Raw genomic sequence first — 9,164 nt, 5'->3', positions numbered from 1 at the left:
AAGTCCAGGGTGTTCCCGCCCGCCGTGCCGACGAGGGTCGTCGATCCGCCGCCGACGATCCGTTCCACCGTCGCGTCGGCCGCGTAGTAGTCCGTCCCGATGGTCTGCGCCGTCCCGGCGTCCACCGTGTCGGTCCCCGCGCCACCGTAAAAGCGGTCCGTCCCGTCGCCCTGGCGATAGACGAAGGTGTCGTCCCCGGCATTGCCGTACATGTAGTCGTCGCCGGTTCCGCCGATCAGAACGTCGTTGCCACCCGCCGCCGAGAAGGAGACATCCAGCGAACCCGTCGTCGTCGAACTGTCTCCGTCCCCCTCGCTGGCGGTGGCGGAAATCTCAAGCCGGAAGTTGGAAGAAAAGCCGGCAGGCGTGGTGACCGTCAGGCCGGAAAGCTGGCTGGAAGCCAGACTCCATGTGCCGTCCCCGTTATCGGTTCCGGCACTCAGGCTGGCCCCGGAAGGCAGGCCGGAAATGGAGACCGACAGGGCTTCGGAACCGTCCAGATCGCCCAGGGCCGCCGCCAAGTCAAGATGAACCGTGGTCGCCCCGACGGCGCCGCTGTCGCCGTGCAGGCTGTCGCCCCCGGCGCCGCCCGAAATGGTGTCGCTGTCCCAGGTTCCCCGTAAAGTGTCGCCGCCCCCGGTTCCGGCGAGGGTTTGGCCCTGCCCGCTCTGGCCCAGGCTGGCCGCGGCGTTCTGGAGCGAGAGGCTTACCGAATCCGCATCGCCCGCCACGTTCACCGTCAAGCTGGCAGTGGTGGAAGCGGTGTCAGACCCGTCGGCGGAGGTTGCCGTCACCGTCAAATCGAAGCTGCCGCTGTAGTCGGCCGCCGGGGTGATCGCCAGCCCGGAAAGCTGGCCGGGGGTCAGAGTCCAGGTGCCGTCGCCGTTGTCCGTCCCCGCCGACAGCGATGCCCCGTCGGGAACTCCCGCGATGGTCAGCGAAAGAGATTCGGACGCATCGCCCAGCGCAGCCGAAATATCCAGCGCGATGGCTTGGTCTTCCGTCCCGGTCGCATCGACGGCTGCCAGCGTCGGCACATCCGCATCCCCCGCCACGTTCACCGTCAGGCTGGCCGTGGTGGAAGCGGTGGCGCCGCCCAGGCTTTCGGTGGCGGTTGCCGTCACCGCGAGATCGAAGCTGCCACTGAAATCGGGCGGCGGCGTGACGCTCAGACCGGTCAACTGCTCCCCGGCGAGGGTCCAGGTGCCGTCGCCATTGTCGGTTCCCGCCGACAGGATGGCGCCCGTCGGCAGGCCGGAAACGATGACGGACAGGCTTTCAGAGCCGTCCGTGTCGCTAAGGGCCGCCCGAATGTCGAGCGCGATGGCCCCATCTTCGCTTCCCGATGCCGACTGGACGGCCAGAGCCACGTCGGAGGCGGCGTTGTCGATCTCTACGGTGGCGACTGATTCTTCGAGAAGAATCGGATCGGTATCGGCGACGACGGCCGCTTCGCCTTCCACCGGAGCCACGACGACGGCGGAAAGGATGATCGCCCCCGGAACCCGGCCCGGATCGATGACGACTTGCAGACCCGGAAGATCCTGGGCCGCCACGGTCACCGCACCCTCGGGCCCAACCGTCCCGGCGGACAGGCGGACGCCGGCCGGCAGATCGACGAAGGTCACCGCCTCGCCGCCCGCCTTCTCGGCGATGCCGGATAGGTCGAGGGAAACGCTCTTTTCTCCCGTGGGCAGGACCAGGGCCTCCGCGGCCGGCGTAAGATGGATCTTCAGGCCGGGAAGGGAGGCGGAGGCGACGGAAAGTTCCGGCGCAGGGCCGCTCGCGGCCGGGGTTTCCGCCGCAACGCCGCGCGGATCGCGGCTGCCCATGTGCAGGTTGGGAACGGTGACGTCCTGTTCCTCGACGGTCACCCCCGGCTGGTGCAGGAGGACCTTCCCTTCGAGCCCCCCTTCGACGGGCGCCGTTCCCAGGTCGAAAAGTTCGATGTCGCCCCCGGAGCGTCCGCCGGATTCGCCCCTGCCCGAGCCGTCAACCATCGGAAACCTCCACGTGGAACATGCCTGAGCGGACGCTACCATATCTTGGCGGACGATCACAGGTCGCGCTGGAGATACCGCGACCTGCGCTCCAACGGTTGATCTTGGTCCTGGAAAGCTCCATTCTCCCCCCGTGGGCTTTGCCGAAGCCCCGCGGGACGGGTGGAAATGACCCGAAGGTTGGGGGGGTCGATAACCATGGCGGAGAGCCGTCCGAACTTTTTTCGCTCCCTGAGCCGGGTGGCGCTCGGGCGTATTGACGTTCTGCTGTCCTCGTTCGCCATCAATCTGCTGTCTCTCGCCCTACCCCTGGTCATTCTCCAGGTCTACGACCGCATCATCCCCAACCAGGCGACCGACACCTTCTCCCTGCTGATGGCGGCCCTGTTGCTGTCGGTGGTGCTGGACGCGGTGCTGCGAAGCATCCGCAGCCGGATCACCACCTGGAGCGGCGCGCGCTTCGAGCACGCCACCTCGCGCCGCGCGGTGGAACGCCTGTTGGGCGCCCGCATCGAGAATTTCGAAGCGGTTCCGCCCGGCACCCACGTGGATCGCTTGGCGGCCATCGACGCCTTGCGCGACTTCCATTCCGGCCAGTCCCTGATCGCGCTGGCGGACCTGCCCTTCGTGGTCCTGTTCCTGGCGTTGATCGGCTTGATCGGCGGCAGTCTGGTCCTGGCTCCCCTCGCGGTGGCGCTGGTGGCCCTGGGCTATGCGGCGACGGTGGCCTGGCGGCTGGACCGGGCGGTGGAACGGCGGACCGAACTGGACAACGCGCGCTATAACTTCGTCTTCCAGTCCTTGAACGGTGTCCATTCTGTCAAGGCGCTGGGACTCGAAGCCCAGATGTGCCGTCAGTACGAAAGCATCCACGCACCGCTGGCGCGGGCCGTCTACGATGTGGCCTACCTGTCGGCGGCGGCCCAATCGGTGGGGTCAATGTTCGGCGGCCTGACCATGATGGCGGTCGCGGCGGCGGGCGGACTGATGGTGGTCGGCGGCCACCTCAGCAACGGCGCCCTGGTGGCCGCCATGCTGCTGGCGGGCCGGGCGGTACAGCCGTTGCTCAAGATGATCGGCGTCTGGACCCAGAGCCGCACCCTGAAGCTGGCGGAGCAACGCCTCGACGACCTCCTGACGCTTCCCCAGGAAGAAGCTCCGGCACGCCAGGACGACCAAACTCCGGTGCTGGCCGGCTGGATACGCCTGGAGGACGTCACCGTACATCGCGGACGTCCGGACTTCCCGGTTCTGTCTCACGCCAACCTGGAGATCTTCCCCGGCGAAATGGTGGCCCTGGTCGGTGAGACCGGCGGCGGACGGGCGACCGTCCTCGACCTGATCGCCGGCCTCGCCCGCCCGGACGAGGGCCGGCTGGTGCTTGACGGGGTGGACGCCGCCCGTATCGACTTCCGAGAGTTGCGCAAGCAGATCGCCTACGTGCGCCAGTTCGCGGTGCTGTTCCGCGGCAGCCTGCAGGATAACCTGACCCGGTTCCGCGGACGGGAATACCTGGCCTCGGCGCTCGACGTCGCCAACCGGATGGGCCTGGACGAGACCATAGCCCGCTTGCCCGCCGGTTTGCAGACGCGGGTCGGAGACATGGCCTCCGAGGCCCTGGCAGGCAGCGTCCAGCAGGTCGTGGCCCTGGTTCGCGCCCTGGCCGATCGGCCCCGCCTGTTGTTGTTCGACGAGGCCAACTCGGCTTTCGACATGGCCGCGGACAGCCGGCTTCGCGGCCTGCTGCTGGAGATGCGGGGCCGGACCACCGTCATCATGGTGACCGGCCGGCCGTCGCTGATTTCGCTCGCCGACCGGATATTCCGGGTCGAGGACGGGAACATCGTCGAGATCGACAAGACCCGTCCCAGCCTGGAGGCGCGCCGTGGGTAGGATTTCCCTGCAGCGCGCCTCGTCGAAGCAACTGGCCAAGGAATGGCTGGCCGTACTGGTGGACCGGCTGGGCCACCGGGAGACCAATTCTGCCTTCATCGGCTGCCTGGTCACCCTGCTCGACGCCCTCGAATGGCAGGGAGCCGCCCGCCAGATCGCGGAGGCGCTGCCCCACGAATCCGACGAGTTGAGCTTCGCGGAATTTCGCGACGTGCTCGCCCGGCTCGGCTTCGGAACCACCCACCTGACGGCACGCCCCGAGGAAGTGACCGAGCGCCTGCTGCCTTGCCTGTTCGTCGCCGGCAATGGCGATCCCTACGTACTCCTGGGACGCGACGCCGACGGCATCGCCGTGTTCGAAGGCAAGGCGGCGGCTTGCCGCCACGTCCCCGCCCTGCCTGCGGGCGACTGCTATCTGGTCAAGCCGGAGACGAAAGAACGTCCGGCATCCGCCACCGAGGTCGGCGGCTGGCTGCGCGGCATCGCCAAGCATTTCCGTGGCCTGATTCTCGCCATCCTGGCCATGACCTTCGCCATCAACGTGCTGGCGTTGGTGGGATCGCTGGCCATCATGACGGTCTACGACCAGGTGATCGCCAAAAGCCAGCCCGAGATGATGCCCGCGTTGCTGTTCGGCGTCGGGCTCGCCACCCTGTCCGAACTGGGATTCCGCCTGCTGCGGGCACGGGGCCAGGCCTACATGGGAGCGCGGCTGGACTATCTGGTCGGCACCAAGGTATTCGAACAGATCATGCACCTGCCGCCCGCCTTCACCGAGCGGGCTCCCGTCGGCGGTCAGGTGACCCGCATCCGCGAGTTCGAGTTCCTGCGCGAATTTTTCACCGGTGCCCTGGCCGGCACCCTGCTGGACTTGCCCTTCGTGGTGGTCTTCGTCGCGGTGATCGGCCTGATCGCCGGCCCCTTGGCGGCGGTGCCGCTGGTCCTGCTGGTGCTTTACCTGCTGATTGGACTGATTACCGAACCGGCAATCCGCGACCGCATGAAGCGTTCCGGCGAAGCGCGCTCGCAGCGCTATGCCTTCGTGGTCGAGATGATCTGGTGGCTGCGCTCGATCAAACAGATGGGCGCCGAGGACCTTTGGCGGGAGCGCTTCCGCAAGCTGTCGGCCGAAGCCGCCTGGGCCAATCACGATGGCTCCCGGTTGCAGGCCATCGCCCACAACGCCGCCCATGTGCTGATGGTGGCGGCGGGAACCGCGACATTGGGGATCGGCGTCCTTCTGGCCATGGAAGGCGACATGACCATGGGCGCCCTCATCGCCACCATGATGCTGGTCTGGCGCATCCTGGCCCCCATGCAGACCTTGTTCGGCCAAAGCAACCGGATCGAGCAGATGCAGCAGAGCCTCCGCCAGCTTGTCGCCATGCTGGGATACGAACGCGAGCAGGAACCGGGCGATGCGCCGGTGGCTTCCATCGCTTTCGAGGGCCGCCTTGCCTTCAACCGGGTGAGCATGCGCTATTCGGCGGAAGGCAATCCCGCGATCCTCGGGCTAACCCTGGAAATCGAACCGGGGGAGATGCTGGCCGTCAGCGGCGGCAGCGGCTCCGGCAAGACCACCCTGGCCAAGCTTGCCCTGGGCGTCTACCGGCCCCAGGCGGGTACCGTGACCCTGGACGGCGTCGACATCCGGCAATTGCGCCCCATCACCCTGCGCCAGACCCTGGCCTACGTCCCCCAGCGCAACCACGCCTTCGCCGGCACCCTGTTCGACAACATCGCCATGTCCAATCCCGCCGCCAGTGTCGACGATGTGCGGCGAGCCTGTGACCTGGCCGGCCTGCTGGACGTCATCGAATCCCTGCCTGCCGGCTTCGACACCCGGTTCCGTGAAGGCCTCCTGAGCCACGTGCCCCAGGGTTTCCTGCGCAAGCTGGGCTTGGCGCGGGCTTTCCTGCGGGATGCTCCGGTCCTGATCCTGGACGAACCGGCCGGTTCGGCGGACGAGGCCGACGAACGCGATTTCATCGCGGCTCTGCAACGGCTCAAAGGCACCCGCACCATCGTGATGATTACCCATCGGCCCAGCCATATGCGGCTCTGCGACCGGCTTTTGGTACTCGAACAAGGCCAGCCGCTCCACCTGGGGCCGCCGGAACTGGTTCTGGCCCGCATGGCCGCGGGGGCTTGAGGAAGAGGGAGAAACCGACCCATGCCGTCCACCAAGATCGCCGCGTTCAGGCCGGGGGCCATCCCCCGGAACCAGATGCGCCATCTTTCTCACGAGGCGATCCTCGAGGAAGTGGAACCATCCCGCCTCGGCTTCTGGACGGCGGGATTGGTCCTAGGGACGATGCTGGCCGGGGCTGTCTGGGCCAACTTCCTCACCGTGGCCACGGCCGCCCGAACCGAAGGCGAGGTCGTGCCATCGGGGGCGGAGCGCCCGGTGCAGCACCTGGAAGGGGGCCTCGTCGGCGAGGTTCTGGTCCGCGACGGCGATCTGGTCCGGCAAGGGCAAGTCCTGCTGCGCATCGACCCGACCCTCCGGGTTGCCGAACTGGACCAAGTGAAGGCCCGCTTCGCCGCTCTCACCATCAAGGCCAAGCGCCTGCGTGCCTTCATCGAAGGCGGCGAGCCGGATTTTTCCGAACTCAACGGTAGCTACGGCGACTTGATCGCCGAGGCCCGCTTCGTTCTGCAATCGACCCGCGACCGCATCGCCGGCCAGAAGACGGTCCTGGAAAACCAGTTGCGCCAACGTCAGAAGCAGGTGGACGTACAGACCAAGCGGGCCGCCAGCCTGCACCAGCAGATCCACCTGGTCCGCGAGGCGGTCGGCATGCGCGACGACCTGCACAAGCAAGGTTACGGCTCGCGGGTGACCTTGCTCAGTTCCCAACTCGAACTGGCCAAGGTCCAGGGCGCCCTGACCGAGGCGGAAGTTTCCGAGGAACAGGCTCGCGCCGCCGTCCGCGAGACCGAGAGCCAAGTTTTGGAACTGGACATCACCGAGCGCGGCAAGGCCACCGAGGAACTGAATGCCGCCCTGTCCGAACTGGCCGAGGTGCGCGAGAATGTCAGCCGACTCCAGGACCGGGTCAACCGTCTGGATCTGGTGGCGCCGGTGGGCGGCGTCGTGCACGGCATGAAGGTGCACAGCGTCGGCGCGGTCATCGAGCCGGCCCAAGTGTTGATGACCATCGTGCCTCTGGACGAGCAGGTGGTGGTCGAAGCGCGCCTCGATCCCAAGGACGTGGGCCACGTGCGCATCGGCCAGCCGGCCAAGGTGACGGTGAAGGGCTTCGACGTGCGCCGCTACGGGATGGTGCTGGGCGAACTGGCACAGGTGTCCCCGGCCACCTTGATGGACGAAAAGGGCCAGCCCTATTTCAAGGGCCGCATCGTGCTCAAGGAGGATGTGATCCGCGACGGCGAGACCACCTACCGGGTCGTTCCCGGCATGGCGGTCGGGGTGGATATCGTCACCGGCAGCCAAACCCTTCTGCAATACCTGACGCGGCCCGTCTACGTCTCCCTGGTCGGCGCCTTCTCGGAACGGTGACGCGGCGAAGAGCGGGGCCGACTATCCGATCCGTTCCGGAGGAATCCATACCGTGACCGTCGTTCCTTGGCCAAGGCCACTCGCGATGGAGAGGCGCCCCCCGTGGAGTTCCACGAGGGCAACCGTCAGCGGCAAGCCCAGCCCCGTTCCCTCGTGCTTGCGATTCATCGTGGAATCCACTTGGCCAAACGGAAGCAGCGCCTTGGCGATGCCATCCGGGTCCATCCCAATCCCGGTATCTCGGACCTGGAAAGAGAAGCTTCCGTCTGGGGCCCGCTGAGATTCCAGCACTACCGTTCCGTCTTCGGGCGTAAACTTGATGGCGTTGGACAAAAGGTTGAGGAGGACCTGCTTCATTCGTCGCGGATCGACGCGAAGGGGCTGGGGATCGCTCTCCCGGTATTCCAGGCGGACCTTCCCTTTGTTCGCCCGCGGGCCGATCAACCGAAGGCAAGCCTGTGCCAGAACGTCGAAGGCGACGATATCGTCATTCAGTTCCAGCTTCCCCGCCTCGATGGCCGAAACGTCCAGGATATCGTTGATCAGCGACAGGAGATGCTCTCCCGAGGAGCAGATATCCTTGACGTATTCCCGATACTTGTCGTGCCCGACCGGACCGAACACCTCTTCCTGGATCATGTTCGAGAAGCCGATAATGGCGTTCAGGGGCGTGCGCAACTCGTGGCTCATGTTCGCCAGCAGTTCGGACTTGGCCCGGTTGGCGATCTCGGTCTGCTGGACGGCATCGACCATCTGCCGCTCGATTTCCTTGCGTTCCGAGATGTCTTCATGGATGGCGACGAAGTGGTCGATGACGTTCTTGTCATTGCGGATCGGAGCGATCAGGACGCTAGCCCAAAAGGTGCTGCCGTCCTTGCGGCGGTCCAGGAGTTCGCCGCGCCAGACCCCGCCGGCGAGAACCGTTTCCCACAAATTCCGGTGAACGTCGGACGAAATATCGCCCGACTTCAGTAAGCGCGGATTCCGGCCCATGGCCTCGGCCGGGGCGTAGCCCGTCATTTCCGTGAACCGGGAATTCACGTATTCGATCCGCCCCTGACGGTCGGTGATGAAAACCATGAGCGGACTCTGTTCCAGGGCATAGGAGAGCTTGCGGAGCGATTCCGATACCTCCCGATGCCGCATCAGCGGAACGCTCAACTGCCGGAAGGCAATTCCGGCCACGACCAGCACGAAGGCCAAGCTTCCGGCCGCCACGACCGCCGCCTTGACGAAGGGAGCCGTGGCTTCGCTCCAATCGATCTTCGCCACCAGTCCTGCCTCTAGCGCGGGAATGGGTTCATAGGCGGCCAATACCTTGGTTCCCCGGTAGTCCAGCGCCACCATCACCCCGGACTGGCCCTTCAGCGCCCGCCGCATGGGCTCGCCCAATTCCGACTCGGCCTCCACCGACGGCGCGCTCGGCAGGGCCTCATTCTCCCGGCTGGAAAGAAAGACGATGGCGTCTTTCTGGCGCAGGCCGAGAACGAACTCGCCGGTTTCTCCCAAGCCCTTGTAGCGCAGGTAGGCTCCGGTGATCTGGCCAAGGGTGGCCCAGACGGCACCGCCGGGATGAACCTGGGTGCTGAATTTCGCGTCGAAGCGGGCCACGGACTCGATCATGCTGGCCTGACCCAACTTGAACAGTGCCCGAGAAAAAGCTGTTCTGTAACAGACTGTTACGGAGTGGCACGGGTTTGTTAGCACTACATTCCGGGGTGGCGGGGTTTCAGGTGGGGGTTTCGTGG

General features: G+C 66.2%; 5 protein-coding genes. 3 read left to right on the top strand and 2 right to left on the bottom strand.

What is annotated here, in order from left to right:
* A partial coding sequence (locus tag H7841_17075; GenBank protein MEO5338578.1) for an Ig-like domain-containing protein occupies window positions 1-2,000 on the bottom strand: 2,000 nt, incomplete at its 3' end.
* A gap of 198 nt (window positions 2,001-2,198) precedes the next feature.
* Between H7841_17075 and H7841_17070 the strand changes: the two genes are divergently transcribed.
* The 3 genes from H7841_17070 to H7841_17060 are packed head-to-tail and all read left to right on the top strand — an operon-like array spanning window position 2,199 to window position 7,416.
* Window positions 2,199-3,893, top strand: a complete 1,695-nt coding sequence (locus H7841_17070) for an ABC transporter transmembrane domain-containing protein (protein ID MEO5338577.1) — start codon at window positions 2,199-2,201, stop codon at window positions 3,891-3,893.
* Entirely contained in the window at window positions 3,886-6,045 is a 2,160-nt protein-coding gene (locus tag H7841_17065; GenBank protein ID MEO5338576.1) for an ABC transporter transmembrane domain-containing protein, read from the top strand. Before H7841_17070 ends, H7841_17065 begins: the two co-directional genes overlap by 8 nt.
* Before the next feature lie 21 nt (window positions 6,046-6,066).
* The gene (locus H7841_17060; GenBank protein ID MEO5338575.1) at window positions 6,067-7,416 is read left to right on the top strand and encodes an HlyD family type I secretion periplasmic adaptor subunit; all 1,350 of its coding nucleotides are present in this window, start codon (window positions 6,067-6,069) and stop codon (window positions 7,414-7,416) included.
* 21 nt (window positions 7,417-7,437) lie between these two features.
* Here H7841_17060 and H7841_17055 read toward each other — a convergent pair whose 3' ends face one another.
* A complete protein-coding gene (locus H7841_17055) occupies window positions 7,438-9,039 on the bottom strand; it encodes a PAS domain-containing sensor histidine kinase (GenBank protein ID MEO5338574.1) in 1,602 nt (533 codons plus the stop codon).
* Between the last annotated feature and the right edge of the window lie 125 nt (window positions 9,040-9,164).

It is taken from the genome of Magnetospirillum sp. WYHS-4 (genome assembly GCA_039908345.1).
In the GTDB taxonomy this organism is placed as follows: Bacteria; Pseudomonadota; Alphaproteobacteria; order Rhodospirillales; family GLO-3; genus JAMOBD01.
The sequence above is the reverse complement of the archived record's forward strand: the minus strand, read 5'-3'. Positions and strand labels throughout refer to the sequence as shown.

What these genes read in the sequence shown, in the direction of transcription:
- H7841_17070 (MEO5338577.1), top strand. Translation starts at nt 2,199, where the DNA reads ATGGCGGAGAGCCGTCCGAACTTTTTTCGCTCCCTGAGCCGGGTGGCG.
- H7841_17060 (MEO5338575.1), top strand. Translation starts at nt 6,067, where the DNA reads ATGCCGTCCACCAAGATCGCCGCGTTCAGGCCGGGGGCCATCCCCCGG.
- H7841_17055 (MEO5338574.1), bottom strand. Translation starts at nt 9,039, where the DNA reads ATGATCGAGTCCGTGGCCCGCTTCGACGCGAAATTCAGCACCCAGGTT.